This window comes from Sphingobium sp. (assembly GCF_048594625.1).
Classification (GTDB): Bacteria; Pseudomonadota; Alphaproteobacteria; order Sphingomonadales; family Sphingomonadaceae; genus Sphingobium.
Window position 1 is genome coordinate 72,813 of the sequence record NZ_JBMDWL010000016.1, and the last position, 17,481, is coordinate 90,293.

Annotated in this window: 14 protein-coding genes; 12 read left to right on the forward strand and 2 right to left on the reverse strand. The window is 63.6% G+C overall.

From position 1 onward, the window contains the following. The first annotated feature begins 108 nt into the window (after window positions 1–108). From ACOJSJ_RS01860 to ACOJSJ_RS01880, 5 genes are all read left to right on the forward strand, one after another. Window positions 109–1,134, forward strand: a complete 1,026-nt coding sequence (locus tag ACOJSJ_RS01860) for an aspartate-semialdehyde dehydrogenase (RefSeq protein ID WP_420143279.1) — start codon at window positions 109–111, stop codon at window positions 1,132–1,134. 9 nt (window positions 1,135–1,143) lie between these two features. Continuing rightward, window positions 1,144–1,782 (forward strand): DUF2238 domain-containing protein, encoded by a 639-nt coding sequence (locus ACOJSJ_RS01865; RefSeq protein ID WP_420143280.1) that lies wholly within the window; start codon window positions 1,144–1,146, stop codon window positions 1,780–1,782. A 43-nt stretch (window positions 1,783–1,825) separates the two neighbouring features. Then, complete coding sequence (locus tag ACOJSJ_RS01870) at window positions 1,826–2,599, forward strand: alpha/beta fold hydrolase (protein WP_420143281.1); 774 nt, start codon at window positions 1,826–1,828, stop codon at window positions 2,597–2,599. 52 nt (window positions 2,600–2,651) lie between these two features. Further along, window positions 2,652–4,472, forward strand: coding sequence for a M2 family metallopeptidase (locus ACOJSJ_RS01875; RefSeq protein ID WP_420143282.1), 1,821 nt, complete (start codon window positions 2,652–2,654; stop codon window positions 4,470–4,472). Window positions 4,473–4,554: 82 nt separating this feature from the next. Beyond that, window positions 4,555–5,652, forward strand: coding sequence for a diguanylate cyclase (locus ACOJSJ_RS01880; RefSeq protein ID WP_420143283.1), 1,098 nt, complete (start codon window positions 4,555–4,557; stop codon window positions 5,650–5,652). Window positions 5,653–5,695: 43 nt separating this feature from the next. Here the strand turns inward: ACOJSJ_RS01880 and ACOJSJ_RS01885 are convergent, their stop codons facing one another. Both ACOJSJ_RS01885 and ACOJSJ_RS01890 read right to left on the reverse strand, forming a co-directional pair. After that, window positions 5,696–7,150 carry an AMP nucleosidase gene (locus tag ACOJSJ_RS01885; protein ID WP_420143284.1) on the reverse strand — a complete coding sequence of 485 codons (1,455 nt, stop codon included), beginning with the start codon at window positions 7,148–7,150 and terminating at the stop codon, window positions 5,696–5,698. An 84-nt stretch (window positions 7,151–7,234) separates the two neighbouring features. After that, complete coding sequence (locus ACOJSJ_RS01890; RefSeq protein WP_420143285.1) at window positions 7,235–7,717, reverse strand: peroxiredoxin; 483 nt, start codon at window positions 7,715–7,717, stop codon at window positions 7,235–7,237. Between the two features lie 149 nt (window positions 7,718–7,866). Between ACOJSJ_RS01890 and ACOJSJ_RS01895 the strand changes: the two genes are divergently transcribed. From ACOJSJ_RS01895 to addB, 7 genes are all read left to right on the forward strand, one after another. Continuing rightward, window positions 7,867–8,442, forward strand: coding sequence for a YqgE/AlgH family protein (locus tag ACOJSJ_RS01895; RefSeq protein ID WP_420143286.1), 576 nt, complete (start codon window positions 7,867–7,869; stop codon window positions 8,440–8,442). A gap of 129 nt (window positions 8,443–8,571) precedes the next feature. Continuing rightward, on the forward strand, window positions 8,572–9,996 hold the full coding sequence (ahcY, locus tag ACOJSJ_RS01900; RefSeq protein ID WP_420143287.1) for an adenosylhomocysteinase: 1,425 nt from the start codon (window positions 8,572–8,574) through the stop codon (window positions 9,994–9,996). A gap of 152 nt (window positions 9,997–10,148) precedes the next feature. Then, window positions 10,149–12,497, forward strand: coding sequence for a PAS-domain containing protein (locus ACOJSJ_RS01905; protein ID WP_420143288.1), 2,349 nt, complete (start codon window positions 10,149–10,151; stop codon window positions 12,495–12,497). Between the two features lie 7 nt (window positions 12,498–12,504). After that, window positions 12,505–12,948: a tRNA (adenosine(37)-N6)-threonylcarbamoyltransferase complex ATPase subunit type 1 TsaE gene (gene tsaE, locus ACOJSJ_RS01910; RefSeq protein WP_420143297.1), complete on the forward strand. Its 444-nt coding sequence runs from the start codon at window positions 12,505–12,507 to the stop codon at window positions 12,946–12,948. Further along, the gene (locus ACOJSJ_RS01915; protein ID WP_420143289.1) at window positions 12,945–13,931 is read left to right on the forward strand and encodes an aminoglycoside phosphotransferase family protein; all 987 of its coding nucleotides are present in this window, start codon (window positions 12,945–12,947) and stop codon (window positions 13,929–13,931) included. Before tsaE ends, ACOJSJ_RS01915 begins: the two co-directional genes overlap by 4 nt. Then, window positions 13,928–14,638, forward strand: coding sequence for a nucleotidyltransferase family protein (locus tag ACOJSJ_RS01920; protein ID WP_420143290.1), 711 nt, complete (start codon window positions 13,928–13,930; stop codon window positions 14,636–14,638). Before ACOJSJ_RS01915 ends, ACOJSJ_RS01920 begins: the two co-directional genes overlap by 4 nt. 8 nt (window positions 14,639–14,646) lie before the next feature. Then, window positions 14,647–17,481, forward strand: a 2,835-nt coding sequence (addB, locus tag ACOJSJ_RS01925; protein WP_420143298.1) for a double-strand break repair protein AddB, incomplete at its 3' end; no start/stop codon positions are given.

Here is a 17,481-nt window from a genome sequence, read left to right on the forward strand (position 1 = left end):
ACGCTAATGGAGGGCTTTGCAGCAGCAAAGCCCTTCTTTCTGGACAAATGCGGCCACATCGCTATGGCGCGCAGTCCGCAATTATGCGTTGAAGTGGAGACTTTAGTCATGGGTTACAAGGTCGTCGTCGTTGGTGCCACTGGTAATGTGGGCCGCGAAATGCTGACCATTCTTGCCGAGCGCGAGTTCCCGATTGACGAGATCGCGGCGGTTGCATCGCCCCGGTCCACCGGCACCGACATTGATTTCGGTGAAACGGGTAAGATCCTCAAATGCAAAAATATTGAACATTTCGATTTCACCGGGTGGGACATCGCCCTGTTCGCGGCGGGCAGCGGCCCGACGGCGGAATATGCGCCCAAGGCGGCGGCGGCCGGCTGCATCGTGATCGATAACAGCTCGCTTTATCGCATGGACCCCGACGTGCCGCTGATCGTGCCGGAAGTGAACCCGGACGCGATCGATGGATATGTAAAGAAGAACATCATCGCGAACCCGAACTGTTCGACCGCGCAGATGGTTGTTGCGCTGAAGCCGCTGCATGACGCCGCGAAGATCAAGCGCGTGGTCGTATCGACATATCAGTCGGTGTCCGGCGCGGGCAAGGCGGGCATGGACGAACTGTTCGAACAGTCGCGCAACATCTTCGTCGGCGATCCGGCGGAGCCGAAGAAGTTCACCAAGCAGATCGCCTTCAACGTGATCCCGCATATCGACGTGTTCCTGGACGATGGTTCGACCAAGGAAGAATGGAAGATGGTCGCGGAAACCAAGAAGATCCTCGACCCCAAGGTGAAGGTCACGGCGACCTGCGTGCGCGTGCCGGTGTTCGTCGGCCATTCGGAATCGATCAACATCGAGTTCGAAAACGAGCTGTCGGCGGAAGAAGCGCAGAATATCCTGCGTGAAGCGCCGGGCATCATGCTGGTCGATAAGCGCGAAGATGGCGGATATATCACGCCGATCGAATGCGTGGGCGATTTCGCGACCTTCATCAGCCGCGTGCGTGAGGATTCGACCATCGAAAACGGCCTCAATTTGTGGTGCGTCAGCGATAACCTGCGTAAAGGTGCCGCGCTGAACGCGGTACAGATCGCTGAACTGCTGGGCCGTCGCCACCTCAAAAAGGGCTAAGGCCCGCTCATGATCTCCGGCGCTGTCGCGATGTGGAAGGTTCTTTCACACGCGCAGCGCCGGATGATCCTTGCGCTGCTGGCCGCCGTCGGCCTTGCCAATGTCGCGCAACCCTTTCCCGATCTCGCGCCGCTCCAGCATGGGCCGACGATTGTGCTCATATGTTCCGCGCCGTGGATGTTGCGACGCTGGCCGCTTTCCAATGCTGCTGTAGGCTGTATCTGGCTGTTCCTGCTGCTCCATACGTTCGGCGCGCGGTGGATCTACAGCTATGTGCCCTATGACGACTGGGCGCAGGCCGTCATCGGCCATGACATTTCCCGCCTCTTGGGCATGACCCGCAACGGTTATGACCGGCTGGTGCATTTTTCCTTCGGCGCGTTGCTGACCTTGCCGGTTGCAGAGAGTGCGCGGCGCTATGGCGGACTGTCATGGGGGTGGAGCTTGAGTTTCGCCTTTGCGGCCATCGGCCTTGGCAGCGCGATCTATGAAATCTTCGAATGGTTGCTGAGTGTCATCGCGGCGGGCGAGACGGCGGACTATTATAACGGCCAGCAGGGTGACGTGTGGGACGCGCAGAAGGATATGGCCGTTGCGCAGGCTGGCGCGACGATTGCCGTCATCGCACTCTTGCGCCGCCGGGGATGACACCATATCGGCAGGGCCATTCGCCCCATAAGGACTTGCCCCGATGACCGACCTTCCTATCGAACGCCATGACATTGAAGGACGGGACGGGCTGCCCATCGCGGTGCATGTGGTGGGTGCCAAGACGGACGATAGCCGCGATCTCGTCCTGATCCATGGCTATTTCTCCAACGCCTGGACCAACTGGATTCGTTATGGCCATGCGGCGAAGCTGGTGGAGGCGGGATTTCGCCTGATCCTGCCCGACCTGCGCGGTCATGGCGAAAGCGGCAAGCCGCATGACGCCGCCGCCTATCCGCCCGACGCGCTGACCGACGACAATCTGGCGCTGGTCGAACAGATGGGGCTGACCGACTATGATCTGGGCGGCTATTCGCTGGGTGCGCGGACGACGGTGCGGATGCTGGCGCGCGGAGCGGCGCCGCGCCGGGTGATATTGGCGGGCATGGGGCTGCGTGGCCTGACCAAGACGCTGGACAAGGGCGGCTATTACAAGCGGGTGCTGACCAACCTTGGCACGTTCGAACGCGGGACGTCGGAATGGATGACCGAAGCATTCCTGAAGACCACCAAGGGCGATCCGGTGGCCATGCTGCATATCCTCAATACCTTCGTCGATACGGATGAGGCGGTGATCGCCGGTTTCCAGCAGCCGACCGAGGTGATTTGCGGCGCGGACGATCAGGACAACGGCATTGCGCAGGAACTGGTCGATGCATTGCCCAACGGTCGTTATGTCGAGATACCGGGCAATCATATGAACGCCGTCACCCGCAAGGAACTGGGGCAGGCGATGGTCGATTTCCTGACGGCTTGACTGTATCGCTGCACCAAGTCACCTATGGCCCATAAGCCAATAGGGGACTTCCATGAAAATCGCTATTTCGCTGGCCGCGCTGGCGGCCGCCATTACGGTTTCGCCGGTTATGGCGCAGCAGGCACCCGCCGCTGCGCCGACCGCGGCGCAGGCCGAAGCTTTTCTGACCAAGGCGGAAAAAAGCCTGTTCGACCAGTCGATCGTCAGCGGTCGCGCGGCATGGATCAATTCGACCTATATCACCGATGATACCGACGCGATCGCATCCTATTTCGGCGCGATCGACACGAAGCAGCGGGTCGATTTCGCACTGGAAGCGGCGAAGTTCGCAACCGCGCCGGGTCTTTCGGAAGAGACGAAGCGGCGGCTGACGCTGCTGCGCACCGCGCTGACGCTGCCTGCGCCCACGACGCCGGGGGCTGCGGAGGAACTGAACGATCTGGCGACGCGGCTCCAGTCCACCTATGGCAAGGGCAAAGGGACGCTGAAAGGGCAGCCGATCAACGGCAGCGACATCGAAGAGCAGATGGGGATCAACCGCAACCCCGATGAACTCAAGGAAATGTGGACCAGCTGGCACGACAATGTCGGCGCGCCGATGCGGGCGGATTACAGCAAGCTGGTCGGCATCGCCAATGCAGGGTCCAAGGAACTGGGCTTTGCCGATACGGGGGCGATGTGGCGGTCCAAATATGACATGCCCGCCGACGATTTCGCGAAGCTGACCGACAAGATCTGGGCAGAGGTGAAGCCGCTTTACGACGACCTGCATTGCTATACCCGCACCAAGCTGAACGAGAAATATGGCGATGGGGTGCAGGCGAAGACCGGGCCGATCCGCGCCGACCTGCTGGGCAATATGTGGGCGCAGGAATGGGGCAATATCTATGATGTCGTGGCGCCGCAGGGCGCGGGCGATCTGGGTTTCGACACCACGGACCTGCTCAAGGCCAAGGGATATGACCCGGTCAAGATGGTGAAGGCGGGCGAGGGGTTCTACAGCTCGCTGGGCTTCACGCCGTTGCCGCAGACCTTCTGGGAACGGTCGCAGATCACAAAACCGCGCGACCGCGAAGTCATCTGCCACGCATCGGCATGGGATCTGGACAATAAGGACGACATCCGGATCAAGATGTGCACCAAGGTGAATGGCGACGATTTCGTCACCATCCATCACGAACTGGGCCATAATTATTATCAGCGCGCCTATCAGATCCAGAAGCCGCTCTATCTGGACGGCGCGAATGACGGTTTCCATGAAGCGATCGGCGATTTCATCGCCCTGTCGATCACGCCCGATTATCTGGTGAAGATCGGCCTACTGGACCAGTCCAAGGTGCCGGGCGCGGACAAGGATCTGGGCCTGCTGCTGCATCAGGCGATGGACAAGGTGGCGTTTCTGCCATTCGGCCTGCTGATCGACAAATGGCGCTGGGGCGTGTTCGACGGATCGATTCCGCAGGGTCAGTATGAAAAGGGCTGGGACGACCTGCGCCGTCAGTATCAGGGCATCGTGCCGCCCGTGTCCCGTGACGAGACGAAATTCGACGCGGGGGCCAAGTTCCACATCCCTGGCAATACGCCCTATACCCGCTATTTCCTGGCGCGCGTGTTGCAGTTCCAATTCTATGAAGCGGCATGCAAGCAGGCCGGATGGAAGGGGCCGCTCCACCGCTGTTCCTTCTATGGTAACAAGGCAGTAGGCGCCAAACTTGACGCGATGTTGAAAATGGGCGCGTCAAAGCCCTGGCCCGATGCGCTGCAGGCCTTCACCGGCAGCAGGAAAATGTCGGGCAAGGCACTGGTCAATTATTTCGCTCCATTGCAGAAGTGGTTGATTACGCAAAATAAAGGCAAGTCTTGCGGCTGGTAAGTCGGAGTAAATCTTGGTAAATGGCTGCCGTATGAACGCGGCAGCCATACTTTTATCCCTGTTGTTCGGAACGGCCACTGTCATGACCATCGCTCTGGCGCTGGCGTGGCAGCATTTCGGGCGGCAACGCCATGTCCTGACATGGACCGCATCCTATGCGGTGGGGATGTTGCAATGGATGGCCAATGCGGCCGGATTTTTCCTGAAAAGCCCCGGCTGGTTCATCGTGACCGGCGTGGGCCTGATCATCAGCGGGTCTTTGCTGGCCATCGGCGTTCGACAGCGGTCGGGAAAACCCCTGCGCCTGATCGCCTTCGTCATTCCTGCCGCCATCGTCACGCTGGCCATGGCGCTGGCGATCGGCCCGGTGGGCAGCCAGATCATGCAAGGCCTGATCATCCCGGCCTATGTCGGCGTGCTGCTGGCCGTCAGCGCGGTATCGCTGTGGGCGCGGGGACGGCGGTTCACCCCGCCGGAACTGGCGTTTTTCGTGGCCTTGCTGGCGTTCGTGCTGGTCCAGCTGTCGCTGGCGGGCGCGTCCTTCCTGATTCGGGGTCCGGAGATCGGCAAGGAAGTCTATCGCCTGATATTCAGCATCTTCATGCCGACCATCTATGTCGCGACGGCCGTGACCGCGGTTCTGGTGGTTGCAGGCGATCTGGCGCAACAGCTGCGCATGCAGATACGGCACGACCCGCTGACGCAGGTGCTCAATCGTCGTGGACTGGACGAAGCGGGTGAGGCGGCCATGGCCCTGTCGCGGCGGCACGGACGGTCGCTGGCACTGGTGGTGTGCGATCTGGACGGGTTCAAGGCGCTGAACGATGGGCACGGCCATCTGGCCGGGGATCAGGCGCTCAAGGGCTTTGCGAAATTGCTGACGAGCGCGGTGCGGCGCGGGGATGTGGTCGGGCGCATGGGCGGCGACGAATTCGGATTGCTGCTGATGGACAGCAGCGCCGAGGCCGCCGCCGACGTCATGGAACGGGTGCGGACGGAGGTCAGCCTGCTCAGCCTGCCGCGATACCCCGAAGCCGGTTTGCGCGCCAGTTTCGGCGTTGCGGAATTGCTGGAGAGCGACGGCAACTTGGAAGATATGATCGCACGGGCCGATGCGGCGCTCTACACCGCCAAGAAGGACGGCAAGGACCGCATCAGCATCTGGCAGGCCGCAGCCTGACAGGCCGACCGTCGGTCGTGATGCGCCGACGGCCGGTTCAGCCTTAACGGAACGGCGGTTCGTTGAACGCGCGCAATTTGCGACTGTGCAGTTTCGCGCCTTCTTCCCGCAAAAGTTCGCAAGTCATCAGGCCGACGCGCAGATGGCTGGCGATGGCTTCTTCATAGAAACGGTTCGCCTGCCCCGGCAGTTTGAGTTCGCCATGGATCGGTTTGTCCGACACGCAAAGAAGCGTGCCGTAGGGAACGCGGAAGCGATAGCCCTGCGCCGCGATGGTGGCCGATTCCATGTCGATCCCCACCGCGCGCGACAGGCTGAACCGCAGGGCGGAGCTGGAATAGCGCAATTCCCAGTTGCGGTCGTCGGTGGTGACGACGGTGCCGGTGCGCAGGCGGCGCTTGAAATCTTCCGGATCTCCCTGACCCAGTATCGCTTCGGCGGCCTGCGCCATGGCGACCTGAACCTCCGCAATGGCAGGCACCGGAATTTCCGGTGGCAGCATTTCGTCCAGCACATGATCGTCGCGCAGATACGCGTGCGCCAGCACATAGTCGCCGATCCGCTGGCTGGGACGCAGGCCGCCGCAATGGCCGATCATCAGCCATGCTTCCGGCCGCACGACGGCCAGATGGTCGCAGATCGTCTTGGCATTGGACGGTCCGACGCCGATATTGACCAGCGTGATGCCGCTGCGATCGGGCGCGATCAGGTGATAGGCGGGCATCTGGTGCCGCCGCCATGCGCTGTCGGCGATCATCTGCGCCGGGTCGGCGGTTTCGGGCGTGACGTAAACGCCGCCGGCGCCAGATAGCGCCGTATAGCGGCTGCCGTCCCGCTGCAATTCGGCGCAGGCCCAGGCAACAAATTCATCGACATAGCGGTGATAGTTGGTGAACAGGATATAGCGTTGCACATGTTCGGCAGGCGTGCCGGTATAATGTTTCAGCCGCGCGAGCGAAAAGTCGGTCCGCAGCCCGTCGAACAGCGCGAGCGGCCGATCGCCGTCCATGTCGGGCGTGAACAGGCCGTCCGCGATCTCGTCGCCGATCTCCGCCAGTTCGGTGGCGGGGAAATGGCGGGCGAGTTCGGTTGGCGGCGTGCCGTCCAGCGCGTTGATGTCCAGCCCGTCCAGCACATAGGGAAAGGGGATGGGCTGTTCGCTAAGACCCGTTTCGACCTCCACCCCATAATCGCGGACCAGAAGGTCGATCTGTTCGGCGAGGTAATCGGCGAACATCGCGGGGCGGGTGATGGTGGTGGTGTAGCGGCCCGGCTTCGACAGGCGGGCGAAGGAGCGGCCCGGCGGGGGCGCGTCGCTGTCACCGCGGTAGATGATCCGCAGTTCGGGATAGCAATAACGCCGGTCGGTCTTCGCCTCCCGCGGGGGTACGCTGCCATCGCGGGCGTAGCCGCGCATCGCTTCGCGCAAATTTTCGATGGATGTCTGATAAATCTGGTCGAGCTGTGCGACCGCCTTGCTGCCGATGCTTTGTGTCATCGCCCCCTGTTACCGCCTTTGCGTGACGGAAGGAAGACGTCGTGTGATGGTGGCGCAACGATGTCGCGCCACCATCAACAAAAGTCAGAGCTGTTCCAGCATGTGGTCGGCCGAGGAAACCTTGAAATCGCCCGGCGCTTCGACGTTCAGTTCGGCGATGACGCCGTCCTTGACGATCATCGAGAAACGCTGGCCACGGGTGCCGAGGCCGAACTTGCTGCCGTCCATGGTCAGGCCCACGGCCTGCGCGAAATCGCCATTGCCGTCGGCGAGCATCGTCACCTTGCCATCGGCGCCGGCCGATTTGCCCCACGCGCCCATGACGAAAGCGTCGTTGACGGCGGTGCAGGCGATTTCGTCGACGCCCTTGGCCTTGAGATCTTCGCTCTTGTCGATGAAGCCGGGCAGATGCTTGGCCGAGCAGGTCGGGGTGAAGGCGCCGGGGACCGAGAAGATCGCGACGGTCTTGCCAGCGAAATAATCGTCCGAAGCAACGGCTTCGGGGCCGTTTTCGGTCATTTTGGTGAAGGTGGTGCTGGGCAGGCGATCGCCCTTGGAAATGGTCATGACTTGTGCCTCCTTGGACTATGTCGGTGGCGGAGGTCGGGCCTTGCGGCGTCGCTGTCAAGGATTATGGCGCGGCCGAACCTGTTGCAGCGCCCGAAAGCTGCGACGTGCGTGCTTGGCAAGCATAAGCGGCCGCTTATATTCGAAGGATGAGCAAGGCACAGACGGCAGCAGCGCATTATTATGGCGGGCATTTTCTGCTCGCCCTTCCTGGCATGGCGGACGCGCGGTTCGACCATTCGGTGGTCGCGCTGTGCGTGCATGACGAAAATGGCGCGCTGGGCATCGCGGTGGGCGATGAGATGGAAGGGATCACGCTGCGCGAACTGCTGGAGAGTTTCGACATCGATGGCAGTCAGGTGCCGGATGTGCCGGTTCTGCGCGGCGGGCCGGTCGAACCGCGTCGGGGTTTCGTCCTTCATTCGCTGGATTGGGGCGGTCAGGACATGGTGCAGGTGGGCGACCGGTGGGGCCTGTCCGGATCGCTCGACATATTGCGGGCGATTGCGGAAGGCCGGGGGCCAAGCCGCTATCTGGTCGCGCTGGGCTATGCCGGTTGGGGCGCAGGGCAGCTGGAACAGGAAATGACAGGGGATAGCTGGTTTCTGGCCGATGGCGACCCGGACCTGTTGTTCGATGTGCCGACGCGCCGGAAATGGGCGGCCGCCTATGCCGCTTCGGGCGTGGACGCATCGCATCTGGTGTCGGGTGCGGGATCGGCCTGAGCCGTCATGTATCGGACATAAAGAAATCTTTATATAAGTTGCCATGGGCTTTGCTGGTTGGTAAGGCGCATCCCATCGCCCTTTCCCGGCATCGGTCGGGGACGGGCCCATCTTTAGCTGAACGGAGATATGATCGTGGCCACCGCACCCGCCACTCAGGCGCAGGATTATGTGATCGCGGACATCGGCCTTGCCGCCTTTGGTCGCAAGGAAATCGAGATCGCCGAAACTGAAATGCCCGGCCTGATGGCGCTGCGCGCCGAATTCGGGGCATCGCAGCCGCTGAAGGGCGCGCGCATCACCGGTTCGCTGCATATGACGATCCAGACCGCCGTGCTGATCGAAACGCTGACGGCGCTGGGCGCGCAGGTGCGCTGGGCGACCTGCAACATCTATTCGACGCAGGACCATGCCGCCGCCGCCATCGCCGCGTCGGGCGTGCCGGTTTTCGCCGTGAAGGGCGAAACGCTGCAGGAATATTGGGACTATGTCGAACGCATCTTCGACTGGCACAATGACGATTCGGGCGTCTGCAACCTGATCCTGGACGATGGCGGCGATGCCACCATGTTCGCGCTGTGGGGCGCGCGCGTCGAAGCGGGTGAAGAGCTGTTCACGCCGTCGAACGAAGAAGAGGAAATCTTCTGCGCCGTACTGAAGCGCGTTCTGGCCGAACGCCCCGGTTTCCTGACCAAGACCGTCCAGTCGATCAAGGGCGTGTCGGAAGAAACCACCACCGGCGTCCATCGCCTGTATGAACTTTCGAAGAAGGGCAAGCTGCCCTTCCCGGCGATCAACGTGAACGACAGCGTCACCAAGTCGAAGTTCGACAATCTGTATGGCTGCAAGGAATCGCTGGTCGACGCGATCCGTCGCGGCACCGACGTCATGCTGGCCGGCAAGGTTGCCTGCGTCGCGGGCTTTGGCGACGTCGGCAAGGGTTCGGCCGCTTCGCTGCGCAATGGCGGCGCCCGCGTTCTGGTGACCGAAATCGACCCCATCTGCGCGCTTCAGGCCGCGATGGAAGGTTATGAAGTCGTCACGATGGAAGAGGCCGCGCCGCGCGCCGACATCTTCGTTACCGCGACCGGCAACGAAGGCGTCCTGACCGTCGATCACATGCGCGCAATGAAGAATATGGCGATCGTGTCGAACATCGGCCATTTCGACAGTGAAATCGAAATTGCCGGTCTGTCGAACATGAAGTGGACCGAAATCAAGCCGCAGGTCGACGAAGTCGAATTCCCCGACGGCAAGAAGATCATCGTCCTTTCAAAGGGCCGTCTGGTCAACCTGGGCAACGCCACCGGCCACCCCAGCTTCGTGATGTCGGCCAGCTTCACCAACCAGACGCTGGCCCAGATCGAACTGTGGACCCGTAGCGAGCAGTATCAGAACGACGTTTACGTCCTGCCCAAGCATTTGGACGAAAAGGTCGCTGCGCTGCACCTCGAAAAGCTGGGCGTGAAGCTGACCACCCTGTCGCAAAAGCAGGCCGACTATATCGGCGTGCCGGTGGAAGGGCCGTTCAAGCCGGATCACTATCGCTATTAAGCAGCGATGATCGAAGGATCGAAGAAGGGGGAGGCGGCGACGCCTTCCCCTTTTTTATTGTCAGGCGCCTTCCCGATGCCACCGTTCTGGTTTAGGCCGGACCGGGTTATGAACAGGGACAGAAAGGTTCGGCGGGCCGGAGGGCGGATGTCATGACGACATTGTCCCCCTATGCCGCGATCATATTCGGCGTGGTTCTGGCCGGATGGCTGGGCGCGGCGCTATGGGCGCTGACGAGCGGCCAGCGCATGCGGCGCGAAGGTACGCAGGCACAGGGCAAACTCGATCGGCTCACAACCCTGCTGGCGTCAGCGCCCGCCGCACCGATCATCATTCATCCCGACGGACGGCTGGAAGCGGCCGATCGCCTTGCCAAATGGCTGGGCAAGGCGCGGGTGCCGACTTTCGCGTCCGAACTGACGGCGGCCGATGGCGGGCTGGAACCCGAAGATGCCGCCGCGCTGGCGCAGGAAATCGCGTCGGCGCAGCGCGCGGGCAAGAGTTTCGCGCTGCCGGTGCGCGGTCATGGATCGAACCGGCTGCTGTTGGTGCGCGGGGCGCCTGCCGGGCCGGGGATGGCCGAGAGCGGCGGCGTGATCCTGTGGATTTTCGACGCGACCGATAGTCAGGCGGAAATTCAGTCGCTGCGCGGACATGTGGAACAGCTGCGCGAGGCGCTGGAGGCGCTGGCGGGACTGGTGGAAGCGGCGCCATTCCCGATGTGGCACCGCACGCCCGACCTTCGCCTCAGCCTCGTCAACAGCGCCTATGTCCGGGCGGTGGACGCGCCGGGCGCGGCGGATGTGATCACCAACGGCACCGAACTGGTGGAGACGGTCGCAGGGCTGACGCCCGAAGCCGCGGCCGCCGATGCCATGGCCCGCGATGAGCCAATAGAGCGCATGGTGCCCGCGACGATCGATGGCGAGCGACGGACGATGCGCGTCGTCGATGTGCCGTTGGGCGCGGCGGGCGTTGCGGGCTATGCCGTCGACCAGCATGAACTGGAACAGGCGCGCACGGAGCATCGCCGACTGGAAATGGCCCAGCGCGATCTGCTGGACCGGTTGTCGGCAGGCGTTGCCCGCTTCGGGCCGGACCGGGCGCTGCGCTTCTGGAACCAGCCCTTCATCAGCCTTTTCGGCCTGCGTCAGGACGCGCTGACCGACGCGCCGCTGTTCGAACGGGTGCTGGACCAGATGCGTGATGCCCGCCGCCTGCCCGAACATCGGGATTTTCCCGCTTGGCGCGCTGAACGTCGGCAATGGTTCCTGTCGCCCATGCCGATGGAAGAAAACTGGCTGTTGCAGGACGGTACGCATCTGCGCGTCTATGCCCAGCCGTTGCCGGACGGCGGCCTGTTGCTGATATTCGAGGATCGGACCGAGCAGGTTCAGTTGTCGAGCGCGCGCGACACTTTGTTGCGGGTGCGGACGGCCACGTTCGACAATCTGTTCGAATCGATCGGTGTCTTTTCATCCGACGGGCGGCTGCAAATGTGGAACAGCCGTTTCCGGTCGATCTGGGGCGCGACGGAAGATCTGCTGGCGAGCCATCCGCGCATCGACGATCTGATGCGCGCGGTGCAGGCGCAGCTGGCGAAACCGCAGCAGGCCAATCTGGTGCGCGAACTGGTGCGCGCCGCCACGGTAGAGCGCAAGCAGCGGATGGGCCATGTCGGCTTTGCCGATGGCCGGATTTTCGAATTTGCCGCCATTCCGCTGCCCGATGGTAATGCGCTGTTCACCATGCTGGACGTGACGGACAGCAGGCGCGTGGAACAGGTGCTGCGCGACAGGAACGAGGCGCTGGAGCAGGCGGACAAGGTCAAGACCGCCTTCGTCACCAATATGAGTTACGAACTGCGCACGCCGCTGACCACCATATCGGGTTTCGCCGAAATGATGAGCGCGGGCTATGCGGGCGAACTGCCCGACGCGGCGAAGAGCTATGTCGACGGCATCCTGCAAAGCACCACGCGGCTGTCGATGCTGATCGACAATGTGTTGGACCTGACGCAGGGCGAGGTCGGTACGCTGCCGATCGAGCGGACGCGCACGGACCTGAACGCGGTAGCGATAGACAGCGCCCAGCGTATGGGACTGGATGCCAGCGCAAAGGGTATCGAGATTGAAATAGCGCTCAAGCCCAGCCTGGGCGCGGTGCAGGGCGATGGGCGCAGGATCGGGCAGGCAATCGACCATCTGCTGGAAAATGCCATCCGCTATTGCGGGCAGGGCGCCCGCATTCTTCTGCACGGAGACGGGACGGGGGAAAAGGCGCGAATCGTCGTGTCGGATAACGGCCCCGGCATCACGGCGTCGCAGCAGGCGGCGATTTTCGATCCTGCCGTCCGTGCCGGACAGGCGCGCAGCGGCGGACGGGCCGGCATCGGCCTGCCGCTCGCCCGGCAACTGGCGGAGGCGCATGGCGGGACATTGCAACTGGTGTCGGAAGCCGGACAGGGCACGATGGTCGTGATCGAGCTGCCGCGTGGCTGATCGCGACATGCTGCTGAATGGCGAGGACGCCATGCTCGATCTGGGGCGACGGATAGCGGGTCATGCCCGGATTGGCGACGTCATCGCTCTGGAAGGCGGACTGGGCGCCGGCAAGACGACGCTGGCGCGCGGCATGCTGGAGGCTCTGGGGCTGGAAGGCGAAGCGCCCAGTCCCAGCTTCGCGATCGTCCAGCCCTATGATGTGCCCGATGTCCGATTGCCGGTCGCGCATGTCGACCTGTATCGGCTGGACGATGCGGCCGAAGCGGAGGAACTGGCACTGGGCGATTATCTGATGGACAGCATGCTGATCATCGAATGGCCCGACAGGCTGGGCGATGCGCTGTGGCGCCATGCGCTGCGTTTGACCATCGACTTTGCCGGGGATGGCGCGCGACGCTTGACAGCGGACGTGCCGGACGCTTGGACGGAGCGATGGTCCCAGATATGATCCCGCCCGCCACCGCGCCCGCCTTCCTTGCCGACGCGGGGTGGGGCAATGCCGCCATAGTCCCGCTTGCCGGGGATGCATCCTTCCGTCGCTATTTCCGCGTCATCGATGGCGGACGACGCGCCGTATTGATGGACGCGCCGCCGCCGCATGAAGACCCGCGCCCCTTCATCGCCATTGCCGAACATCTGTTGCAGGACGGCTTTGCCGCGCCGCGCATATTGGCGCGCGATCTGGAACAGGGGCTGGTCCTGATCGAGGATTTTGGCGACCTGCGGATCAAGGAGCATCTGGAAGAAGAGCCTGCCGCAGAACTGGCCGTTTACGCCCGGGCGATCGACCTGCTGGCCGACCTGCACAGATTACCGCCCGGCGATGTGCCTCCGTACGACCGGGCGGTCTATCAGCGCGAAGCCGGATTGCTGACCGAATGGTATTGCCCGGCCGTCGGTCTGGATGTCGGCGCCGATGCCTATGTCGCGGCATGGGACGCCGTTTTGCCTCTGGTTGAACAGTCGGCCAGTCCGGTCGTGACCGTACTGCGCGATTATCATGCCGAAAATATCATGCTGATCGATGGCGATGCGTCCCATGGCCTGGGCCTGCTCGACTTTCAGGACGCGCTGGCCGGGCATCCGGCCTATGACCTCGTTTCCCTGCTTCAGGATGCGCGGCGCGATGTCCCGGTAGCGGTCGAAGCCGCAATGATCGCCCATTACAAGGCGGTGGCGTCGCCGCCCGCCGATTTCGATGCGGCCTATGCCGTGCTGGGCGCGCAACGTAATGCGAAGATCATCGGCATTTTCACGCGGCTGTGGAAACGCGATGGGAAGCCGCGTTACCTGTCGTTCCTGCCGCGCATGTGGACGTTGCTGGAACGGGATCTGGCGCATCCCGCGCTGGCGCCGGTCGCGCAATGGTTCGCCACCAATATCCCCGCAGACCAGCGCCATCAGGCCTTGCAGGAGTTCGTTCCCGAATGATCGATACCGCGATGCTGATGGCTGCGGGCCTTGGCAAACGGATGCGACCGTTGACCGCGACGCGGCCCAAGCCGCTGGTGAAGGTCGCGGGCAAGCCGTTGATGGACCATGCGCTCGACCGGCTGGAAGCGGGCGGCATAAGCAAGGTCGTGGTGAACGTCCATTATCTGGCGGACACGGTGGAAGCACATCTGAAGGCGCGCAAATGCCCGCAGGATTTCATCATTTCCGACGAGCGCGCCAAATTGCTGGAAACGGGCGGCGGCTTGATCAAGGCGAAGGCATTGCTGGGCGACCGGCCGTTTTTCTGCGCCAACAGCGACAATCTGTGGGGCGACGGGCCGCAGGAAACGCTGGGCCTGATGCAGCGTCTGTGGAACCCGGACAAGATGGATGCGCTGCTGCTGCTGGTGCCGCTGGCGCGGGCGACCTGCCACAAGGGGCCGGGCGATTTTCATATGGATGCGACCGGACGCCTTTCCCGGCGCAAAGCGGCGCATGTCGCACCCTTCGTCTTCACCGGGGTTCAGATCATGTCGCCGTCGCTGCTGGTCGATCCGCCGTCGGACGTGTTTTCCACCAACATCTTCTGGAACCGGGCGATAGAGGCGGGGCGGCTATATGGCGTATCGCATCAGGGGCTGTGGTTCGACGTCGGCACGCCGCAGGCCATTCCTGTCGTGGAATCGATGCTGGCCCATGGGTGACCTTGCCCGTGGGTAATGTGGCGCGCCCTGCGCTCTACACCATCCCGGCGCATCGCGCCTTTGCCGATGCGCTGGTCGCGGGATTGCTGGCCCAGCATCGCGGTGATCCCATGGCGCTGGCGCAGGGCATGGTGCTGCTGCCCAACAACCGCGCGATCCGCGCCGTCAGCGACGCCTTCGTGCGGCAGTCGGGCGGTGGGCTGCTGCTGCCGCGTCTGGTCGCCATCGGCGATCCCGACCTTGGCGAACAGGTCGGCGGCGCGCTGGACCCCCTGGGCGAAACGGACGCCGTGCCGCCCGCCATAACGCCGATGCGCCGGCAGATGATCCTTGCACGCATGGTTCAGGCGGCCAAGCCGGAGGTCGATGCGGGACAGGCGCTGTTACTGGGGCAGGCGCTGGGCGCGGTGCTGGACCAGATGCAGGTTGAGCGTGTGCCGCTCCATGCGCTGCGTGATCTGGAGCTTTCAGAAGAGCTGTCGAAACATTGGCAGAACTCCCTCCATATATTCGAAATTCTGATTGCGCGTTGGCCCGATGAGCTGGCGCGGATCGGGTGCATCGATCTGGCAGACCGGCGCAATCGGCTGTTCGATCGGCTGACGGCACGATGGCGCGCACAGCCGCCCGGCGGCTTTGTGGTGGCAGCGGGCATCGCGACGACCGCGCCGGCCGTGGCGGCCCTTCTTCGACAGATAGCCGAAATGCCCGATGGCATGGTGGTCTTCGCCAATCTGGACCAGAATATGGACGAAGAGGCATGGGATGCGATCGGTCCGTTCGATCCCGATCCCGTCACCGGTCGGCCGTCGATGGCGCATGAAAGCCACCCCCAATATGCGTTGAAGCAGTTGCTGGACGGCATGAGCGCGACGCGGGAGGATGTGGCCAACTGGCGCTGGGGCAGCGAACATGATGCGCGGGCGGTGCGCGGGCGCAATATCTCCAACGCGATGCTGCCCCCCCGCCTGACCAGCCGGTGGCGCGACCTGAAGACCGCCGACCGGTCGCTGGCCGGGGTGGAGGCGCTGGAGGTCGCGACGCCGGGTGAAGAGGCACAGGCCATCGCCATCGCGCTGCGCGAGGCGCTGGAAACGCCGGAACGCACCGCCGCCCTGGTGACGCCGGATCGGCAGCTGGCGACCCGCGTATCGGCGCATCTGCGCCGTTGGGGGATCGACGCGGACGACAGCGCCGGGACGGCCCTGTCCCGCCTGCCGCCCGGCACGTTGCTGATCGCCATGGCGGAAGTCGTCGCGGAACGATTTGCCCCCGTGCCCTTGCTCACCCTGCTGAAACATCCGCTCGTCATGCGCGGGCCGGAACGGCTTGGCTGGCTGGAAGGGGTGCGCGCGCTGGACCTGTTGTTGCGGGGGCCGCGTCCGCAGGCCGGATTGCAGGGCATCGACCTGTTGCTGAACCCGCGCGACGACGACCGGCAGAGGGGGCTGCGCGATCAGGTGCGCGCATGGTGGCCGCAGGCGCGGGCTTTGCTGGAGCCGCTGGAGACGGCATTTGCCAGCGCAACCGATCTGGGCGGGCAGCTTGCGGCGTTGCGGGAACAGGCATCCGCTTTGTCGGGCGATGCCGTGTGGTCCGGGCATCAGGGCCATGCCGCCGCCGATCTGTTCGCGGAAATGGAAGGCGCAGCGACCGAAGGCCCGCGTCAGGCCGATCCCCGCGCCCTGCCGGTGATGCTGGATCACATGCTGGGCGGCGTGTCGGTGCGACCGCCACAGGGCGGGCATCCGCGCATCGCGATACTGGGCCTGATCGAAGCGCAGCTGACGCAGGCGGATGTGATGATATTAGGCGGCCTGAACGAAGGGACATGGCCGGGCCTGCCATCGCCCGATCCATGGCTGGCGCCTCGCATCAGGCGGGAACTGGGCCTGCCGGGGCTGGAAATGCGCATCGGCCGCGCCGCGCATGATTTCGCCAGCGCCTTGGGCGCGCCGCATGTCCTGATCACCCGTGCGCGGCGCGGTAGCGGCGGTCCGGCCGTGGCGTCGCGTTTCTGGCTGCGGCTGAAGGCTATGGCGGGGCCGCAATGGAAAACGGCAGATCGCTATGCCGCGCTGGCCCGGTCGATGGACGCGCCCGCTGGACATCGTCCGGCCGATCGCCCCGCACCATCACCACCTGCGGCCGTGCGACCCCGCGTCATTCCGGTGACCGATGTCGATCGGTTGAAGGCCGATCCCTTTGCCTTCTACGCCCGCCGCGTGCTGAAACTGGCGCGGCTGGACCCGGTGGACGCCGACGCCGGACCGGCATGGCGCGGGACGGCGGTGCATGAGATATTGCAGCATTGGGCCGAAGCGGGGACGCTGGACCCCGCCGATCTGGAGCGGCGCGCGCGCGCCATGTTCGACCGGCCCGAAGTGCATCCTTTGTTGAAGGCATTGTGGCAACCGCGCCTGATCGAAGCCATCCGATGGATCGCGGCGGAAGTGGCGCAGGACAAGGCCGAAGGGCGCGTCATCCTGGCGGTCGAGCAGGAAGGGCATGCCAAAATTGCCGAGGTCGAGTTGATGGGCAAGGCTGACCGTATCGACCGGCTGACCGATGGCAAGCTGGGCATTATCGATTACAAGACCGGCAAGCCGCCCAGCGCCCGACAGGTCAGGGCGGGCTATGCCTTGCAACTGGGACTGCTGGGCCTGATTGCCGAACATGGCGGGTTCGAGGGACTGGCTGGCAAGGCGATCGCGGGCGATTTCGAATATTGGTCGCTGGCCAAGAAAGGCGATCAGTTCGGTTATCGCGAACGCCCGGTTGACCCGATGGGCAAGCGGGACAAGATCGTGACAGCGGACTTCACCGCCCATGCCTATGACCAG

Coding starts and splice junctions, on each gene's coding strand:
- ACOJSJ_RS01880 (WP_420143283.1), top strand. CDS start 4,555: ATGACCATCGCTCTGGCGCTGGCGTGGCAGCATTTCGGGCGGCAACGC.
- ACOJSJ_RS01890 (WP_420143285.1), bottom strand. CDS start 7,717: ATGACCATTTCCAAGGGCGATCGCCTGCCCAGCACCACCTTCACCAAA.
- ACOJSJ_RS01870 (WP_420143281.1), top strand. CDS start 1,826: ATGACCGACCTTCCTATCGAACGCCATGACATTGAAGGACGGGACGGG.
- ACOJSJ_RS01905 (WP_420143288.1), top strand. CDS start 10,149: ATGACGACATTGTCCCCCTATGCCGCGATCATATTCGGCGTGGTTCTG.
- ACOJSJ_RS01915 (WP_420143289.1), top strand. CDS start 12,945: ATGATCCCGCCCGCCACCGCGCCCGCCTTCCTTGCCGACGCGGGGTGG.
- ACOJSJ_RS01865 (WP_420143280.1), top strand. CDS start 1,144: ATGATCTCCGGCGCTGTCGCGATGTGGAAGGTTCTTTCACACGCGCAG.
- ACOJSJ_RS01920 (WP_420143290.1), top strand. CDS start 13,928: ATGATCGATACCGCGATGCTGATGGCTGCGGGCCTTGGCAAACGGATG.
- tsaE (WP_420143297.1), top strand. CDS start 12,505: ATGCTGCTGAATGGCGAGGACGCCATGCTCGATCTGGGGCGACGGATA.
- ACOJSJ_RS01895 (WP_420143286.1), top strand. CDS start 7,867: ATGAGCAAGGCACAGACGGCAGCAGCGCATTATTATGGCGGGCATTTT.
- ACOJSJ_RS01860 (WP_420143279.1), top strand. CDS start 109: ATGGGTTACAAGGTCGTCGTCGTTGGTGCCACTGGTAATGTGGGCCGC.
- ahcY (WP_420143287.1), top strand. CDS start 8,572: ATGATCGTGGCCACCGCACCCGCCACTCAGGCGCAGGATTATGTGATC.
- ACOJSJ_RS01885 (WP_420143284.1), bottom strand. CDS start 7,150: ATGACACAAAGCATCGGCAGCAAGGCGGTCGCACAGCTCGACCAGATT.
- ACOJSJ_RS01875 (WP_420143282.1), top strand. CDS start 2,652: ATGAAAATCGCTATTTCGCTGGCCGCGCTGGCGGCCGCCATTACGGTT.